Origin of the sequence: Mesorhizobium sp. M4B.F.Ca.ET.203.01.1.1, assembly GCF_004791025.1 — a bacterium.
Classification (GTDB): domain Bacteria; phylum Pseudomonadota; class Alphaproteobacteria; order Rhizobiales; family Rhizobiaceae; genus Mesorhizobium; species Mesorhizobium abyssinicae.
In genome coordinates this window covers 411440-427646 of the sequence record NZ_SRUO01000004.1, presented here as the reverse complement: position 1 = coordinate 427646, position 16207 = coordinate 411440, and the positions used below count along the sequence as shown (strand labels likewise).

General features: G+C 64.9%; 17 protein-coding genes and 1 pseudogene. 4 read left to right on the top strand and 14 right to left on the bottom strand.

Annotation, left to right across the window (positions count from 1 at the left end; genetic code table 11):
• Positions 1-174: 174 nt before the first annotated feature.
• Positions 175-774 carry a DUF922 domain-containing protein gene (locus tag EN846_RS11995; protein ID WP_127393907.1) on the top strand — a complete coding sequence of 200 codons (600 nt, stop codon included), beginning with the start codon at positions 175-177 and terminating at the stop codon, positions 772-774.
• A gap of 18 nt (positions 775-792) precedes the next feature.
• Here EN846_RS11995 and EN846_RS11990 read toward each other — a convergent pair whose 3' ends face one another.
• The 5 genes from EN846_RS11990 to EN846_RS11975 all read right to left on the bottom strand — a co-directional run bounded on the left by EN846_RS11990 (position 793) and on the right by EN846_RS11975 (position 4510).
• Positions 793-1803 (bottom strand): endonuclease/exonuclease/phosphatase family protein, encoded by a 1011-nt coding sequence (locus EN846_RS11990; protein ID WP_127393908.1) that lies wholly within the window; start codon positions 1801-1803, stop codon positions 793-795.
• Positions 1804-1943: 140 nt separating this feature from the next.
• On the bottom strand, positions 1944-3404 hold the full coding sequence (locus tag EN846_RS11985; RefSeq protein ID WP_245493415.1) for an AMP nucleosidase: 1461 nt from the start codon (positions 3402-3404) through the stop codon (positions 1944-1946).
• A 199-nt stretch (positions 3405-3603) separates the two neighbouring features.
• Positions 3604-3801 carry a hypothetical protein gene (locus EN846_RS11980; protein WP_127283014.1) on the bottom strand — a complete coding sequence of 66 codons (198 nt, stop codon included), beginning with the start codon at positions 3799-3801 and terminating at the stop codon, positions 3604-3606.
• Between the two features lie 32 nt (positions 3802-3833).
• Positions 3834-3986, bottom strand: a complete 153-nt coding sequence (locus EN846_RS35085; protein WP_187331195.1) for a hypothetical protein — start codon at positions 3984-3986, stop codon at positions 3834-3836.
• A gap of 182 nt (positions 3987-4168) precedes the next feature.
• Positions 4169-4510, bottom strand: coding sequence for a DUF2147 domain-containing protein (locus EN846_RS11975; RefSeq protein WP_127393723.1), 342 nt, complete (start codon positions 4508-4510; stop codon positions 4169-4171).
• Between the two features lie 434 nt (positions 4511-4944).
• Between EN846_RS11975 and EN846_RS11970 the strand changes: the two genes are divergently transcribed.
• Both EN846_RS11970 and EN846_RS11965 read left to right on the top strand, forming a co-directional pair.
• Positions 4945-5211: a sel1 repeat family protein gene (locus EN846_RS11970; RefSeq protein ID WP_127393724.1), complete on the top strand. Its 267-nt coding sequence runs from the start codon at positions 4945-4947 to the stop codon at positions 5209-5211.
• A 367-nt stretch (positions 5212-5578) separates the two neighbouring features.
• A complete protein-coding gene (locus EN846_RS11965; protein ID WP_127309863.1) occupies positions 5579-6700 on the top strand; it encodes an ABC transporter substrate-binding protein in 1122 nt (373 codons plus the stop codon).
• Positions 6701-6761: 61 nt separating this feature from the next.
• Here EN846_RS11965 and EN846_RS11960 read toward each other — a convergent pair whose 3' ends face one another.
• The 4 genes from EN846_RS11960 to EN846_RS11945 all read right to left on the bottom strand — a co-directional run bounded on the left by EN846_RS11960 (position 6762) and on the right by EN846_RS11945 (position 11410).
• Positions 6762-8723 carry an acetyl/propionyl/methylcrotonyl-CoA carboxylase subunit alpha gene (locus EN846_RS11960; RefSeq protein ID WP_128274579.1) on the bottom strand — a complete coding sequence of 654 codons (1962 nt, stop codon included), beginning with the start codon at positions 8721-8723 and terminating at the stop codon, positions 6762-6764.
• Positions 8724-8772: 49 nt separating this feature from the next.
• Positions 8773-9150, bottom strand: a complete 378-nt coding sequence (locus tag EN846_RS11955; protein ID WP_127394394.1) for a hypothetical protein — start codon at positions 9148-9150, stop codon at positions 8773-8775.
• Positions 9151-9270: 120 nt separating this feature from the next.
• The gene (locus tag EN846_RS11950; RefSeq protein WP_135858075.1) at positions 9271-9801 is read right to left on the bottom strand and encodes an O-acetyl-ADP-ribose deacetylase; all 531 of its coding nucleotides are present in this window, start codon (positions 9799-9801) and stop codon (positions 9271-9273) included.
• A 1-nt stretch (position 9802) separates the two neighbouring features.
• Positions 9803-11410, bottom strand: a complete 1608-nt coding sequence (locus tag EN846_RS11945) for a carboxyl transferase domain-containing protein (protein WP_127394007.1) — start codon at positions 11408-11410, stop codon at positions 9803-9805.
• Between the two features lie 245 nt (positions 11411-11655).
• Here EN846_RS11945 and EN846_RS11940 point away from each other — a divergent pair, with 245 nt between their 5' ends.
• Entirely contained in the window at positions 11656-12048 is a 393-nt protein-coding gene (locus EN846_RS11940) for a hypothetical protein (protein ID WP_127394008.1), read from the top strand.
• A gap of 17 nt (positions 12049-12065) precedes the next feature.
• Here the strand turns inward: EN846_RS11940 and EN846_RS11935 are convergent, their stop codons facing one another.
• The 5 genes and pseudogenes from EN846_RS11935 to EN846_RS11915 all read right to left on the bottom strand — a co-directional run bounded on the left by EN846_RS11935 (position 12066) and on the right by EN846_RS11915 (position 16139).
• A complete protein-coding gene (locus EN846_RS11935) occupies positions 12066-13229 on the bottom strand; it encodes an isovaleryl-CoA dehydrogenase (protein WP_127394009.1) in 1164 nt (387 codons plus the stop codon).
• 52 nt (positions 13230-13281) lie between these two features.
• A complete protein-coding gene (locus EN846_RS11930; RefSeq protein WP_135858073.1) occupies positions 13282-13929 on the bottom strand; it encodes a TetR/AcrR family transcriptional regulator in 648 nt (215 codons plus the stop codon).
• A gap of 141 nt (positions 13930-14070) precedes the next feature.
• A pseudogene (locus tag EN846_RS11925) lies at positions 14071-14526 on the bottom strand (HlyD family efflux transporter periplasmic adaptor subunit); the annotation flags it as partial.
• Between the two features lie 119 nt (positions 14527-14645).
• A complete protein-coding gene (locus tag EN846_RS11920; RefSeq protein WP_127283025.1) occupies positions 14646-14930 on the bottom strand; it encodes an acylphosphatase in 285 nt (94 codons plus the stop codon).
• A gap of 96 nt (positions 14931-15026) precedes the next feature.
• Complete coding sequence (locus EN846_RS11915; RefSeq protein ID WP_127283026.1) at positions 15027-16139, bottom strand: pyridoxal phosphate-dependent aminotransferase; 1113 nt, start codon at positions 16137-16139, stop codon at positions 15027-15029.
• Between the last annotated feature and the right edge of the window lie 68 nt (positions 16140-16207).

Genomic DNA, 16207 nt, shown 5'->3' with positions numbered 1-16207 from the left:
GCCGGCGAAGGCCCGGGTTCTATCAGGGCATCTGAGAGCGGCGGCCCGACCGGGCCGTCTCGCCCGCCGCCCAACCGAAGAGCCGGCGAAGGCCCGGTCTATCAGGGCATGTGACGGGCCTGTTGAAACCGCGGCGCGCTTGTGGTTCCCTTTCCTGAAAGTGGAGGGACGGCCATGCGCCTCGCGGTCCTGGCATGCCTTGCAGCGGTCGGTAGCCTGTGCAGCTTAACCCCGGCGGCATCGGCCGGCACCAAGCTGCTGATCAAGACGCGGACATACGACATCGCGGGTACGACGGGTGCTGCCCTGGTCGAGGCAATGGACCGCAAGGGCCCAAAGCACGGCTTCATGGCCCGCGCCATCGCGGACACTGCCTACACGGTGAATTGGGATCTCGCCATGAGCCGCACCGACGGGGTCTGCCACCTGCGGCAGGCCGACGGCGTGCTCGACCTCACCTACACCTATCCGCGTCTGGCGCAGCCGACCAGTGCCGCGCTCGAACGCCGCTGGAAGCGGTTCTTCGCCGGCGTCCGCGCGCATGAGGAGACGCATGGCCGCATCGCCAGGCGCATGATGCAAGCCACCGCGAAGGCGGTCCATGGGCTCAAGCGTGCTGACAACTGGTTCTGCACCGGCACCCGCCAGGAGGCAAGGCGCCGCATCAACGCCATCTATGCCGAATACGAGGCCAAGCAGAACGCTTTCGACGCCCGCGAGCATCGCGACGGCGGCCATGTCGAGCATCTGGTGGATGGTTTGACCAAGCCCTGAGCGGACGGGAACGTCGCGCTAACCACGCGTCTTGCCGAACCGAGCCATGGCTGCAAGTGCGGTCTCATGCTCGTCGTCGGGCTTTTTCTCTTCCGCCCGCAGCGAAAACTCCACCAGCACCGGAAGGTGATCGGAGCCAGTTTCCTCGAGCCGCGTCGCCGAGTGGATCGTCACCCCGCCCTTGCTGAACACCTGATCGATCGGCAGGCCGGCGAAGCGCCGCAGGACGTCGGGCAGCTTGATGTACATCCAGGTCGGTCCGGCCGACGGCATGACGGTGAGCTTGCCGAGCGCCGCGACACGCCGCACCGCCGCGCTCCACGGCACGGCGTTGCAGTCACCGGCCATGATCGCCGTCTCGCCAAGCGAGACGAGCTGCTCCGAGAGTTCACCGATCTGCCAGGACTGCTCGCGCGGCCATGGCCAGCTGAGATGGATCGCGGCGACATCGGCGCTGACACCGCCGAAGTCGACGCTCGCGATCGCCATCGCCCCGCGCCGCTCGCAGCGCGGCTCGGTGCCGGCGGCGAATGGACGCCTGGAGAGCAGCGCCACGCCGAACACGCCGTTGGGATAGGGGCAAAGGATCCGGTAGGGATAGGCGCTGGTGATGTAGCCGAGCTCGGTCGTCCACATCTCCGACACCTCGTCGAGGGTGATCACGTCGGGATTGGTCCGGCCGATCAGCGACAGCACCTTCTTCGGCGTCGGATTGTCGTAGCGCAGATTCATCTGCAGCAGGCTGTAGACGATCTGGTCGGCGGGCTTGGCGACCGCCTGCACCGGCCACAGCCTGGGCAGCGTGCTGAGCGTGGTGGCGAAGCTGGCGACGGCAAACAATAACGCCGCGGCCGCCTGCAGGCGAAACGACGAGGCAAGCAGCGGCAATGCCAGGAGCGCGACCAGCACGGCGAGATGGACGCGGAAATGCGAGAAGGAATCGAAGGCCGGATGCAGCGTGCCGAAAAACCCGGCCACCAGAGCGGCTGAGAACGCCATCATTGCCAGGAATGTCACCCCAGCCACCATGTTCGGGCGCGCGCCGCTTGTTCTCATCGAAGTCGTGGTCTGCTGAATACCGCCGGCGATCCGTCCGGCCTGCTTATCCGCTAAATTGCGGCGCGATCAAGACGAAGCATTGCCTCGCCGAGGGTTTCAGGGCTGGCCGGCTATTGGAAGGCCGTCTCCGAAAAGCTCCTGAGCTTGCGCGAATGCAGCCGCTCCATCGGCATCCCGGCCAGCTTCTCCATCGCCTTGATGCCGATGGTCAGGTGCTGCGCCACTTGCCGCTTGTAGAACTCGGTCGCCATGCCCGGCAGCTTCAATTCGCCATGCAGCGGCTTGTCGGAAACGCAAAGCAGCGTCCCGTAGGGCACGCGGAAGCGGAAGCCGTTGGCGGCAATGGTCGCCGATTCCATGTCGAGCGCGATCGCGCGCGACTGCGACAGCCGCTGCACCGGCCCGCGCTGGTCGCGCAGCTCCCAGTTGCGGTTGTCGATGGTGGCGACGGTGCCGGTGCGCATGATGCGCTTGAGGTCGTAGCCCGAAAGCCCGGTGACCTCGGCGACCGCTTCCTGCAGCGCCACCTGTATCTCGGCCAGCGGCGGGATCGGCACCCAGACTGGCAGATCGTCGTCCAGCACATGGTCCTCGCGCACATAGGCATGCGCCAGCACATAGTCGCCCAGCGCCTGCGTGTTGCGCAGGCCCGCGCAATGGCCGAGCATCACCCAGGCATGCGGTCGCAGCACCGCGATATGGTCGGTGATCGTCTTGGCGTTGGACGGGCCGACGCCGATATTGACCATGGTGATACCGCCATGGTTCGGCTTCTTCAAATGATAGGCCGGCATTTGCGGCAGGCGCTGCGGCGGCGCGCCTTCGGAGGGCACGCTCGATCCGGCATGGGTGATGACATTGCCAGGCTCGATGAATTCGGCGTATCCGCCGCCGCCGCTCTCCATCAGCTCGCGGGCGCGGGCGACGAATTCGTCGATGTAGAACTGGTAGTTGGTGAACAGCACGAAATTCTGGAAATGCTGCGGGCTGGTCGCCGTGTAGTGCGTCATGCGGTGCAGCGAATAGTCGATGCGCTGCGCCGTGAACGGCGCCAGCGGCCGCGGCTCGCCGAAGGCAACTTCGAACGTGCCGTTGGCGATCTGGTCATCGGTGCCGTCGAGATCGGGCACGTCGAACAGGTCGCGGATCGGCCGCTTGATGCGCTCGGCGGCTGTGCCGTCGACATAGGTGCCCTCCAGGAAGGCGAAATGCAGCGGGATGGGCGTGGTCGATTCCGACACCGTCACCTGGACGCCGTGATTGCGCATGATCAGCCGAAGCTGCTCGACGAGATAGTTTTCGAACAGCATCGGCTGGGTGACCGTGGTCGAGAAATGGCCGGGCGTCGGCATGTGGCCGTAGGCCTGGCGCGAGTCGACCTGGCTGAACGACGTCGTGGTGACGCCGATCTCGGGATAGAAGGCCCGGTAGCGCTTGTTGTTGTCGCCGCCGGCGGCCAGTGCCGCGAAGGAATCGCGCAGGAACTTGGTGTTGCGGTCGTAGAGCACCTGAAGCGCGGCGACCGCTTTTCTGGCGTCGTTGAAACTCTGCCTGCCGAAAGGCTCAGGCATGACGACAGATTCGATGGCTTGGGGGTAGATTCGCTTTTCCATGGCTCAATATAGAGACTTGGAAGAGCGGTTGGGAGGGGGAGCCAAGCCGGAACACAGCGTGAGCGCCGATTTTGTTCGTCCAAGGTTCAAGGTGTGTTGAGATTCAGGTCAGGCCGCGCCGAGTTGCAGGCCGGCATCCCCTGAATATCGACGCACCTCACCCGCGCTGCAGGGCGACCAGCAGGACAAAGCCGACACCGGACTTCTTCGGCGACGGCGCTTCGATCGTCGCGCTTGTATCGGCGCGCATCATCGGCACCGCCAGCACCGGGGCGGCGAGCAGCACCAGGATGAGCGCCGCCCGCGGCAGGAGCCGAAGGGCCTTCAGGGCGCTGGTGGTGATGATGCGGTCCATGATCGTAGCTTCTCTTTTGAGGGTTTGTCGGTTCAGCGGTTGAAATGGTTCATGCAGTTCGGCCGGCAGGAATTGGCAGCGTCCCAGGCCCGGGCCGGGCGGCCTGTCTCGGCCACCAGGACGGCGAAAAGCATGCCAAACAGGCTCATCAGCAGGCAGACGATGGTGAAGCGGCGGGCGAGCATTGCGTTGGTCCTCTCCTTCAATGCCAAGGAGAATGCCCGAGCGCCGCTGAACCGGCTCTGATGCCGGCATTCATCTGCGGTTCAAGTTCGTTGACGGGTTTTGAGGCGGCGCATCGGCCGGGTAGAAAATGAAAACGGGGCCACGAGGGCCCCGTCGTCAGGTGATTGCGGCGAGGCGCAGATCAGAGCTTGTGCCAGGTCTGGCTCTTGCAGATCAGGCCGCCGAACACGCAGCCGCTCATCTTGAGCGAGGTGCCCGAAAGCGTCGCCTTGCCGGCATAGGTCTTGTCCGTCTCCGGGTCGGTTATGCTGCCGGCATATTTGTTGTCGCCGGCCGCCTTGAGCGAGCCGATCGTCTTGCCGGCAAACTTGCCGGTCTTCAGCGTGATGGCAAAGGCGCCGCCGCCGCCGATCGCCGCCGTCTCGCCGGACTGCGTTTTCCAATTGCCCTCGATCGGATCGGCAAAGGCCGCGCTGGCCATGATCAAGGTGGCCGCCACGGCCAGGCTTACTTTTCGAAACATCTCTGTCCTCCCTATAGGTTCCGGTGGGGCGCCGTCCCGCCTTCCTAACCCTTACGCAAACGTAAGCTAGTTCAGCTTCCGGCAAAACAAAAGCGGTGCCGCCGGGGAAGGTTGCAGGATTTTGCCGCCACCTTTCAACGCGAAATGCACGGATAGCTTCATCGCCATTGGTTCCCGTGGTTAGCGGAGTCTTGACCGGACCGTTTGAAGTTTTCGTCAAATTTGCCGCAAACAGGCTGATTTGCGGGCTTTGTATGCTTAACGAATTTCAGTGTTTACCTCTTGTTTTAGCTTTGTTTTCTTCAAATTAAGCACGCCATTTAACGACGGATTCAAGGCTCGGCTTCATCCTCGAAAGCATCGAAAGAGCAGCCCCCCGAGGGATACCAAGGGACAGAAGGAGGCAGCTCTCGGGAGCCAGACAGGGGATTGAAATGGCACGTTTTGAAATGCTTGAAGCCGGCTTCGGCGCCATGGGGGCAACTGCCCAGGCCGACATTCTTTTCGAATTGGGCATGATGTATGCGACCGGCCGCGATTGCGAGACCGACGTCGTCGCCGCCCACAAATGGTTCAACATCGCCGCCATCAAGGGTTCGGTGCGCGCCGCCGAATTGCGCTCGGAACTGTCGGCGGCGATGTCCAAGGCCGAGATCGCTAGGGCGCTGCGCGAAGCTCGCGAATGGATGACGATGCACTGACAGACAACAAGGGCGGAAACGCTTCGGGCTCAGGCCGCGCAAGACGGCCGGCACAGGGACAAGGCCGCGCAAGACGGCCGGCATCAGGGACAAGGCCGCGCAAGACGGCCGGACGAAAAGAAAGACAGGGAAGCGAGTGGGGTTTCGGGCGCGGGGGCGTTCGGGAAAGCTCGTTTGGCAAAAAGCCGCGACCGGCCGGAACAAGGCCGGCGCGGCTTTTGGCTTTCACGCGGTCCGCGATACAATACAGGCCCAATCGAGTGCCGGCGATGCGCCAAGACATGCCAGGCGAAGGATGAAATGGTCCGGCCTCTCTAAAAGAAGCGCGGCCGGAGCGGCCGCGCGCGAGTGGAGGAGTTATATCACCATGAAAAAATTAGGTATTTTGAGCGCAGCCGCATTGGGCCTGATGATGAGCGCGCCGCTGGCATTTGCCGATGACATCACCATCTCGGTGGTCGGTCCGATGACCGGACAGCTCGCCACCATCGGCGACCAGTTCAAGCAGGGCGCGCAGGCCGCCGCCGACGCCATCAACGCCGCTGGCGGTGTCAACGGCAACCAGATCAAGCTCGACGTCCAGGACGACCAGTGCGATCCGAAGCAGGCGGTTTCCGTCGCCAACCGCATCGTCGCCGACGGCACCAAATTCGTCGATGGCCATGCCTGCTCGGGCTCCAGCATTCCGGCATCCGCCGTCTATGCCGAGGCCGGCACGCTGATGATGAGCCCGGCCTCCTCCAATCCGGAGCTGACCGATGCCGCGGCCAAGGCCGGCTGGCCGACGATCATGCGCCTCTATACGCGCGACGATGCGCAGGGCGCCTTCATCGGTCCGTGGATCGCCAAGAAATATGCCGGCAAGAATGTCGTCATCCTGCATGACAAGAGCGCCTACGGCCAGGGCGTGGCCGATGCCGTCAAGGCGACGATGAATGCCGGCGGCCTCAAGGAAGTGGATTACGAAGGCATCAATGCCGGCGAGAAGGACTATTCGGCCCTCGTCACCAAGTTGAAGGAGCTCAAGGCCGACGTCGTCTATTTCGGCGGCTATCACCCCGAGGGCGGTCTCATCCTGCGCCAGGCGGCCGAGCAGAACGTCAAGTTCCAGCTGATCATGCCGGACTCGATCGCCACTCCGGAATTCTGGCAGGTCGCCGGGCCGGCCGGCGAAGGCACGATGTTCGTCTTCCCCTCGGATCCGCAGGCCAAGCCCGAAGCCAAGGACGCCATCGCCAAGATCAAAGCCGGCGGCTTCGTGCCGGAAGGCTTCACGCTGTTCTCCTACGCCGTGGTCCAGGCCTTCGCCGAGGGCATCAAGCGCGCCGGCAGCGACGATCCGGCCAAGGTCGCCGAAGCGCTGAAGAACGGCCAGCCGATCAGCACCGTGGTCGGCGACGTCGTCTTCGACGAGAAGGGCGACCTGAAGAACGCCAGCTACGACATCAACCAGTGGCACGACGGCAAATACGCGCCGATCCAGCCTTGATCGTCGCTGCCTGACAGTCGGAAATGGCCGGATCTGCTCCGGCCATTTTCATTTTGGACAGTCAGGTCTGCGGTTCCTCGAAGCGCACCAGCACGGTGCCGTCGCTGACCTGCGCGCCTTCTGCCACGATTTCGGCGACCACCCCGTCATGCGGGGCGGCGATCGTATGCTCCATCTTCATCGCCTCGAGGATCAGCAGCGGCTGGCCCTTGACGACGGCATCGCCCGACCCCGCGCGCACCAGCTTGACCAGGCCGGGCATCGGCGCGCGCAGGCTCCCGGATGCCGCGGCGGCTTCGTCGGCCTTCGCCAGCGGGTCGGGAACCGCGAAATTGTAGCCGGCCGCACCTTCGAACACGGTGACGTGGCCCGGCCAGCGGGCGAGGCGAGGCGTGGTCCTGAGGTCGTGGGAATTGACCTCTTCGTACGGCGCTTCCAGCGCCACCTGGAAGCGGCCGTCCGGCCGCATCGAGATGCGCGCCAGTATGGCTTCTTCGCCGTAGCGCAGCCTGGTGCGTCGCTCCACCGTGTGGAAATGCGCATAGCCGGCAAGCGCCGACCAGGGGTCGCTGGTCGGCTCTTGCGCGCCGGCGCCCGATGCCGCGAGCGCCGCGGCGGCAATGATCTCGCCATTCGGCGGGGCGATCGCCACCAGTTCGTCCTGATGCCGGCCGATCAGCCCGGTGTCGACGTCGCCGGCCGCGAAATCGGCATCGGCGGCGAGCGCGGCGAGAAAGGCGGTGTTGACCGTCGAGCCGGCCACTTCCGTCTCAGCCAGCGCCTTGCGCAGCGCCGCAAGCGCGGCGGCCCGGTCCTTGCCGTGCACCACCAGCTTGGCGATCATCGGATCGTAGAAGGGCGAGATCGCATCGCCGGCGCGCACGCCCGTCTCGATGCGCATGGCGGCATGCGCCGGCGCCGCATCCGGGAATTTCAGATGATGCAGCGTGCCCGTCGCCGGCAGGAATCCCCTGGTGGCGTCCTCGGCATAGATACGCGCCTCGAAGGCGTGGCCGGCAAGCTGGATCTCGGCTTGCGCGCTCGGCAGCTTCTCGCCGGACGCGACCCGTAGCTGCCATTCGACCAGATCGATGCCGGTGACCATTTCGGTGACGGGGTGCTCGACCTGCAGGCGGGTGTTCATCTCCATGAACCAGAAGCGGTCGGCCTTCAGCCCCTGCGAGGCGTCGACGATGAACTCGATCGTGCCGGCGCCTGAATAGCTGATGGCCTTGGCAGCCTTCACCGCGGCCTCGGTCATCGCCTTGCGCAGCGCCGGCGTCATGCCGGGAGCGGGCGCTTCCTCGATCACCTTCTGGTGGCGGCGCTGCGCCGAGCAGTCGCGCTCGAAAAGATGCACGGCATTGCCGAAATTGTCGCCGAACACCTGCACTTCGATATGGCGCGGCTTGTCGACATATTTTTCCACCAGCACGCGATCGTCGCCGAAGGCCGCTTTGGCCTCGCGCCGGGCGCCGGACAGCGCCTCGGAGAAATCGTCCGGGTGGTCGACGCGCCGCATGCCCTTGCCGCCGCCGCCGGCGCGCGCCTTGATCAGCACCGGATAGCCGATCTCGCGCGCCTTGGAGGCGAGGAGCACGATCTCCTGCGCCTCGCCGTGATAGCCGGGCACCACAGGAACGCCCGCCGTCTCCATCAGGCGCTTGGCCGCGTCCTTCAATCCCATGGCGCGGATCGAGGCCGCCGACGGGCCGATGAAGACCAGCCCTGCCGCCGTCACCTGGTCGACGAAATCCGGGTTCTCCGACAGGAAGCCGTAGCCCGGATGGATCGCCTCCGCGCCGGTGGCAAGCGCCGCCGCGACTATTCTGTCGCCGCGCAAATAGCTTTCTCCGACAGGCGAGGGGCCGATGTGGACTGCCTCGTCCGCCATCTCGACATGCCAGGCCCTCGCATCCGCATCGGAATAGACAGCGACGGTGCGCACGCCCAACCTTCGTGCCGTGCGGATGACGCGGCAGGCGATCTCGCCGCGATTGGCGATCAGGATCTTGCCGAACATGGAGCCTCCCGGTTTTGCCTCGGTCGGCGCCAGTCGGGCGAGCTTCGGCCTATTTCGACGCCGCGATTTCGCAGCCGCCGCTCGCGGTCCTGACTTTCCACCTCTTCAGGCCCGCCTGGCAGGATCGTAGCGCCCGCTCTTCCGCGGCCTTTTGCGACGGCGCGTTCAGCCCCGAGCCGCAGATGATGTAGAGGTCGACGACGCGCGAATAGAAGGTCGTTGCATAGGCCGAATGGCCGCCGGCCGCCACATAGTCGTGGTAGGTTTTGGTGCACTCGTCCTTCGGATTCCCAGGTAAATACGGAGAGAACCGCTTGTCGCCCACCTTGCCGGCAAGCGACTCCGCCGCGCCCGCGCCGGGCAAGGCGAATATAAGCAATCCCGCAAGTATCGAAGAAGCTATACGCCGAAAATAGTTCAGTTTCATTTTCACCCCATGCCCACTGCAAATTGCGCGGTGAGCAGTAGCGTGTATTCTCCGGGGCGACCAGCCCGGTATCGAAAAATCCTATTTGAGTTCGAAAATTATATGATTGGTCCATGAAGTTCAGACTCCACCGACCGCAGCAACGGCCTCTCGGTATAGTTCCGCTGTTTGCTCGTCGAAGCAACAGAAGATGACGGCTTCCGGTATCGCGTTCCGGCTGAGGAAATCGCTCACGCTGCCGACAGCAATCCCCGTCGCCTTGTCCTTCGGATAGCCGTAGATGCCGGTTGAGATCGCCGGAAAGGCAAGCGTGCCGCAATCATGGGCGCTGGCAATCTCCAGCGAGCGCCGGTAGCAGGAGGCGAGCAGTTCGGCCTCGCCCTTGCCACCGCCCTGCCAGACCGGCCCGACGGTGTGAATGACGTAGCGCGCCGGCAGCCGGTAGCCCTTGGTCAGCTTTGCATCGCCGGTCTTGCAGCCGTTGAGCGTGCGGCACTCCGCCAGGAGTTCAGGCCCCGCCGCGCGATGGATGGCGCCGTCGACCCCGCCGCCGCCGAGCAGCGACGAATTGGCGGCGTTGACGATGGCGTCGACCGCGAGCCTGGTGATGTCGCCGGTATGGATGCGGAGCCTGTCGCCGGGAGCGCTCATCTCACATCCTGAACACGCCGAAGCGCGTCTCCTCGATGTCGGCATTGAGCGCGGCCGACAGGCTGAGCGCCAGGACCTCGCGCGTCCTCGCCGGGTCGATGATGCCGTCGTCCCACAGCCTCGCCGAGGAATAGAGCGGATGACCCTCATGCTCGTATTTCATCAGGATGGGCTTCCTGAATTTCGCTTCCTCTTCGGCGCTCCACTCGCCGCCCTTGCGCTCGATACCCTCGCGCTTGACCATGGCAAGCACCGTCGCCGCCTGCTCGCCGCCCATCACCGAGATGCGCGCATTCGGCCACATCCACAGGAAACGCGGCGAGTAGGCCCGCCCGCACATGCCGTAATTGCCGGCGCCGAACGAACCGCCGATGATCATCGTCACCTTCGGCACCCTGGCGGTGGCGACCGCCATCACCAGCTTGGCGCCGTCCTTGGCGATGCCGCCGGCCTCGTATTTCCTGCCGACCATGAAGCCGGTGATGTTCTGCAGGAAGACCAGCGGAATGCCGCGCTGGCAGCAGAGCTCGATGAAATGCGCGCCCTTCAGCGCGCTCTCCGAAAACAACACGCCATTGTTGGCGATGATACCGACCGGCATGCCGTGCAGATGGGCAAAGCCGGTAACCAAGGTGGTGCCATAATTCTGCTTGAACTCGTCGAACTCCGAGCCGTCGACGGTGCGCGCGATCACCTCGCGCACGTCATAGGGCTGGCGCAGGTCCGTCGGCACGATGCCGTAGAGCTCATGCGGATCGTGAAGCGGCGGAATCGGTTTCTGTAAGTTCAGGCTTACCGCCTTGTTCCGATTGAGGTTCTTCACAATGCGCCGGCAAATGGCCAGCGCGTGTTCGTCGTCCATTGCGTAGTGGTCGGCGACGCCGGAAAGCCTTGTGTGGACATCGGCGCCGCCGAGCTCCTCGGCGCTGACATCCTCGCCTGTCGCCGCCTTCACCAGCGGCGGGCCGCCGAGGAAGATGGTCGCCTGGTTGCGCACCATGATCGTCTCGTCCGACATTGCCGGCACATAGGCGCCGCCCGCAGTGCAGGAGCCCATGACGCAGGCGATCTGCGGGATGCCCGCCGCCGACATGTTGGCCTGGTTGTAGAAGATGCGGCCGAAATGCTCGCGGTCGGGAAACACCTCGTCCTGGTTGGGCAGATTGGCGCCGCCGCTATCGACCAGATAAACGCAAGGCAGGTTGTTCTGCAGCGCGATCTCCTGCGCGCGCAGGTGCTTCTTCACCGTCAGCGGATAGTAGGTGCCACCCTTCACCGTGGCGTCGTTGACGACGACCATCACCTCCGTGCCCTCGACGCGGCCGATGCCGGCGATGAGGCCGGCGGCCGGAATGTCCTCGCCATACATCGACCATGCCGCGAACTGGCCGATCTCGAGGAAGGGCGAGCCGATGTCGAGCAACTGCGCCAGGCGCTGGCGCGGCAACAGCTTGCCGCGCCCGAGATGGCGCTCGCGCGCCTCGTGCGAGCCGCCGCGTTCGATGCTTGCAGCCTTCTCGGAAATGTCGGCGACCAGCGCCCGCATGCGCTCGGCATTGGCGCGGAAGGTGTCGGAGACGGGGGAGATCTGGGATTGCAATGTGGCCACGTTGTTCCTCACACCTCTTGATGCCGCGACGGAACCAGTGTAACAGCCCGCGCCCGGATGCCTCGCGCCAAGCATGGCATCCTTTTTTGTAGTGACACCCTCAGGAGGCGACGATGAAAGGCATGGATATGCGTTTCACCAGATGTCTCCCTTCGGCCATGGCCTGACGCCGCCGAAGGGCGGCTTTCCACGTCCCGAATTTGAGCAAGAGGAACACGGCGCCCGCAAGCGCTGTGGGTGTCACAATGTATTTGCGGTTTGTAACGCCGCTGATCCATCCGAAGAGCCGGGTGGAGACCGGCTTTTTCCATGCGTCCTGGTATCTGTACCGGAACGGCTGCCCGGACTGGATCCATGACGAACTGGAGGATCAGTTCGGCTGGTTCAATCGGCATTTGCCCATTCCTGGCAGGGTTGGCCGGCATTTCAAGCGCCGGAATTCGATCTGGGGCGTCTGCTGGTTCCATCCGGACGCCAGGGAGGCGATCAGCCGCGCGCGTTATTGCGCCTGGCTGATCGAGGAGGGCGGCTTGCCAGTGCGGTCGATAACGTCGGCGCGCCAGCGCGAGATTCTGTGGCGCGATGCGCATCAGATCGTCGCCAAGCCGACCGACGACCTGCCCAAGGCCTTCGGCTGAGATGGCGAAGGGGACCATCACACCCCCTCCGCCATGATCTCGCGCCCGATCAGCCAGCGGCGGATTTCGCTGGTGCCGGCGCCGATCTCGTAGAGCTTGGCGTCGCGCAGGAGCCTGCCGGTCGGATAATCGTTGATGTAGCCATTGCCGCCGAGCAGCTGGATCGCATCGAGGGCCATCTGCGTTGCCTTCTCGGCGGCGAACAAAACGCAGCCGGCGGCGTCCTTGCGCGTGGTCTCGCCGCGGTCGCAGGCTGCGGCCACCGCATAGACATAGGCGCGCGCGGCGTTCATCGTCGCGTACATGTCGGCGAGCTTGCCCTGCACCAGCTGGAAGGTGCCGATCGGCTGACCGAACTGCTTGCGTTCGTGCACATAAGGCACCGCCACGTCGAGGCAGGCCGCCATCAGCCCGATCGGCCCGCCGGCCAGCACCGCGCGCTCGTAGTCGAGGCCCGACATCAGAACCTCGACGCCGCGTCCTTCCTCATGCAGCACGTTCTCGAACGGCACCTCGACATTCTCGAACACCAGTTCGCCGGTGTTGGAGCCGCGCATGCCGAGCTTGTCGAGCTTCTGCGCAACCGAGAAACCGGCGAAATCCTTTTCGATGATGAAGGCGGTGATGCCGCGCGAATGGCGATCCGGATCGGTCTTGGCATATACCACCAGCGTCTCTGCGTCGGGCCCGTTGGTGATCCACATCTTGGAGCCGTTGAGCACATAGCGATCGTTGCGCTTTTCGGCGCGCAGCCGGAGCGACACCACGTCCGATCCGGCACCCGATTCCGACATCGCCAGCGCGCCGACCTTCTCGCCCGAGCAGAGGGCAGGGAGGTATTTCTCCTTCTGCGCCGGCGTTGCCCAACGATTGATCTGGTTGACGCAGAGATTGGAATGCGCCCCATAGGACAAGCCGACCGAGGCCGAGGCGCGCGAAATCTCCTCCACCGCCACGACATGGGCGAGATAGCCCATGCCAGTGCCGCCGAAATCCGGATCGGCGGTGATGCCGAGGAGGCCGAGCGCGCCAAGCTCGGCCCACAGATGCGCCGGGAATTCGTTGGCGCGGTCGATCTCGGCCGCGATCGGCGCGATCTTCTCCTGCGCGAAGCGCCGCACAAGGTCGCGCAGCGCCTCGATGTCCTGATCGAGCCCGAAGCTCAGCGTGTTCGTGTACATGCCGTTCCTCCCTGCGCATGCCCCGATCCTCGCGGGGGATCATGCGTGAAACTCAGAGCGCCACGACGTCCCTGGCGCGCCCGGAGGGACGCGCGGTGCCTTGGCTGATTGTCGCGCCGACCAGGCGCATTGTCATCGAAAGATATGATGTGGTGACTTCGGCGATCGACAGCCGCTCGCCCGGCCGGAACCAGACGATGACGCCGGTCATCATCTGGATCAGCGCCATGGCGGTGAGCCCGATGTCGTCGATCGCAAAGACGCCGTCCTCGGCGCCGTCGCGCAGGATGGCGCGGAGTTCCTTCTCATAGGCCGTGCGCTGCTTGAGGATCAGCGTCAGCCTGTCATGCGAAAGGCTGCGCAGCTCCATGTTGGAGACATGCGTGGCGGAGCGGCACGCGATGTGGAAGGCGATGTGGTTCTCGACATAGGCGGCAAGCCGGGCGACCGGGTCGGCGCCGGCTGGGCGCGCCGCGTCCCAGGCGTGTAGCAGCCCTTCCATGTGTTCGCGCATCAGCGTGAACAGCAGGTCTTCCTTGGTCGGGAAGTAGCGATAGAGCGCGGCGGCCTGCACGCCGACTTCCGCAGCCAGCAGTCGCATCGACATCGCCTCGTAGCCGAGGCGCGCGATCAGGCCGACCGCCGCTTCGCGGACGGCAGCCTCGGTCTTTTCGCCATCGGAACCCGTCGTGCGCGCCATTCCGCTTCCCTTTTTGCGTCAATAATAAAACGAACGTTCAATTAATTCAAGGGAGAAGGAAAGGGCGCCTCGAACAGTGCGGTAAAAGGCAGGATCGACCGCAACAGCGGCGAGGTCGATCGGGCCGGAGCCGCAGTCGCCGCGGAAGGCGCGGCTCGCCTGGTCGGTCAAAGGCTTCAGCAGGTAGGAGAGAACCGTGCGCTCGCCTGTCCTCAGAAAAACCTCGGCCGGCATGCCGGGTTTCAGCTCGAGCTGTCCGGCTTGTTTCAGACTGCTCTGTGTCAGCGCGATACGCACGGCGTAATAGGCCACGCCAGCCTTCTGGTCTTCGATAAGGTCGGGCGAAATCCGGTCCACCTGGCCCTCGACCTCCGGCGTGGTCTGCTGGCTGAACGCCGAGAGGCGAAGCGCGGCCGGCTGCCCGACGCGGACCTGGTCGATGTCCTGCGGAGCGACACGCGCCTCGACCACCAGGGCGTCGGCGGTCGGCACGATCTGCATGATCGCCTCGCCGGGCGCGATGACCCCGCCGATCGTGTGTACCGCCAATTGGTGCACGCGCCCCGACTGCGGCGCGCGGATGTCGATCTGCTTCAGCGCTAAAGGAAACAAATCAGAACATACACACATATGTCGTGCGCCGCATTGTTGGGCAGTCCTCGTGAGGATGTCGAGCCTGGGTTCGAGGCCGCTGCCGAGCTTGCTGCAGCATTCGGTCAGGTGACGATTCGGAAGTCGCCTGGCGCGTCGTCGCCGGCGCTTTCCGCGATCTCGACCTTCGCGACCGAGGCCCCGCGCGGCCCTTGCCAAAGCCGCTCGATCATGGCCGTGACCGCGCCATCGGCGCCGGCGATCAGCGCCGTCACCGAGCCGTCGCGTTCGTTGCGCACCCAGCCGGTCAGGCCGAGACGCATCGCCTCGCCGCGCGTCCAGACACGATAGCTGACGCCCTGCACCTTGCCGGAAATGCGTGCCCGCACGGCGCGCTGCCTGCCCTGCATCCTACCAACCTTCCGCCTTCGCCTTGCAGAATCTGGGCATGTGGCCGGCCAAAGGCAACCCGGTATCGACGCGGTCGAGCCGCCGAGCGGCTGCTGCTAGTTACCCCGGGCGGCCGCGAGCGCGCCCGGCAATTCTTCGGCGAAGATGTCGAGCTCGTGGTCGAGGCCAACGCTGACCCTTATGCAGCGGTCTAGCCCGGGCGCCATCGGCTTGCGGATGAACACGTCGCGCGACAGGAGGCCCTGCAGCACCTTCAGGGCGAAGGCGCCGTCGCTGCCGCAGTCGATGGTGACGAAGTTGGTCGCCGAAGGCAGCGGCTTCAGCCCGTTCGCCTCGGCGATTGCGGCGATGCGCCGGCGGCCGGCGGCGACGCGCGTCACCACGCTTTCCAGAAAGGCCTGGTCGGCCAGAGCCTCGACGCCGGCGATCTGCGCCATGCGGCTGACGCCGTAATGGTTGCGGATCTTCTCGAAATCACGGATCACCTGGGGCTCGGCGACCGCGTAACCGCAGCGTATGCCGGCCAGCCCATAGGCCTTGGAGAAGGTGCGCATGCGGACGACGTTGGGCCGGGACACGTCGATCGGCGGCAGCGCCGAGGCAGGCCCGAGCTCGCCATAGGCTTCGTCCAGCACCAGCATGGTGGTTTCCGGCAGCGCCTCGATGAAGCGGATGATCTCGGCGGCCTCCCACCAGCTGCCCATCGGATTGTCGGGATTGGAGAGATAGACCAGCGGCGCCTTTTCGCGGACCACCGCCGCGAGCAGATCGTCCAGGCTTTCCCGGTCGTTCTCGTAGGGCACCGCGACCAGCCTTCCGCCGACGCCGGCGACATGGAAGTTGAAGGTCGGATAGGCGCCGAGCGAGGTCACCACCGCGTCGCCAGGCGCCACATACATGCGCGCCACCAGGCTGAGCAGCCCGTCTATGCCTTCGCCGACAACCACATTCTCGGCGCCGACGCCGAGATGGGCGGCCGCGGCCTGCTTGAGGTCGAAATTGTCGGGGTCGCAATACATCCACTGGTCGCGCGCGACGCTTTCCATGCGGGCGATGACGCGCGGAGAGGGCCCGAAGCTGCTCTCATTGGCGCCGATACGGGCGCGGAACGGACGGCCGCGGTCACGCTCCTGCGCCTCCGGGCCGACAAACGGCACCGTCGAGGGAAGCGCGGCGATAAGCGGCGTAAGGGGAGGGCGCAGGCGCATGGCAAGAGGCTCGTCGAGAAAAGGGGCCTTCTTGCTAGCGTGGACGGGTAGGCCGCGCAAGTTGCCGG

Bases quoted from the DNA above. Each gene is read 5' to 3' on its own strand.
- EN846_RS11995 (WP_127393907.1), top strand. From the start codon at position 175: ATGCGCCTCGCGGTCCTGGCATGCCTTGCAGCGGTCGGTAGCCTGTGC.
- EN846_RS11990 (WP_127393908.1), bottom strand. From the start codon at position 1,803: ATGGTGGCTGGGGTGACATTCCTGGCAATGATGGCGTTCTCAGCCGCT.
- EN846_RS11985 (WP_245493415.1), bottom strand. From the start codon at position 3,404: ATGCCTGAGCCTTTCGGCAGGCAGAGTTTCAACGACGCCAGAAAAGCG.
- EN846_RS11980 (WP_127283014.1), bottom strand. From the start codon at position 3,801: ATGGACCGCATCATCACCACCAGCGCCCTGAAGGCCCTTCGGCTCCTG.
- EN846_RS35085 (WP_187331195.1), bottom strand. From the start codon at position 3,986: ATGCTCGCCCGCCGCTTCACCATCGTCTGCCTGCTGATGAGCCTGTTT.
- EN846_RS11975 (WP_127393723.1), bottom strand. From the start codon at position 4,510: ATGTTTCGAAAAGTAAGCCTGGCCGTGGCGGCCACCTTGATCATGGCC.
- EN846_RS11970 (WP_127393724.1), top strand. From the start codon at position 4,945: ATGGCACGTTTTGAAATGCTTGAAGCCGGCTTCGGCGCCATGGGGGCA.
- EN846_RS11965 (WP_127309863.1), top strand. From the start codon at position 5,579: ATGAAAAAATTAGGTATTTTGAGCGCAGCCGCATTGGGCCTGATGATG.
- EN846_RS11960 (WP_128274579.1), bottom strand. From the start codon at position 8,723: ATGTTCGGCAAGATCCTGATCGCCAATCGCGGCGAGATCGCCTGCCGC.
- EN846_RS11955 (WP_127394394.1), bottom strand. From the start codon at position 9,150: ATGAAACTGAACTATTTTCGGCGTATAGCTTCTTCGATACTTGCGGGA.
- EN846_RS11950 (WP_135858075.1), bottom strand. From the start codon at position 9,801: ATGAGCGCTCCCGGCGACAGGCTCCGCATCCATACCGGCGACATCACC.
- EN846_RS11940 (WP_127394008.1), top strand. From the start codon at position 11,656: ATGTATTTGCGGTTTGTAACGCCGCTGATCCATCCGAAGAGCCGGGTG.
- EN846_RS11935 (WP_127394009.1), bottom strand. From the start codon at position 13,229: ATGTACACGAACACGCTGAGCTTCGGGCTCGATCAGGACATCGAGGCG.
- EN846_RS11930 (WP_135858073.1), bottom strand. From the start codon at position 13,929: ATGGCGCGCACGACGGGTTCCGATGGCGAAAAGACCGAGGCTGCCGTC.
- EN846_RS11920 (WP_127283025.1), bottom strand. From the start codon at position 14,930: ATGCAGGGCAGGCAGCGCGCCGTGCGGGCACGCATTTCCGGCAAGGTG.
- EN846_RS11915 (WP_127283026.1), bottom strand. From the start codon at position 16,139: ATGCGCCTGCGCCCTCCCCTTACGCCGCTTATCGCCGCGCTTCCCTCG.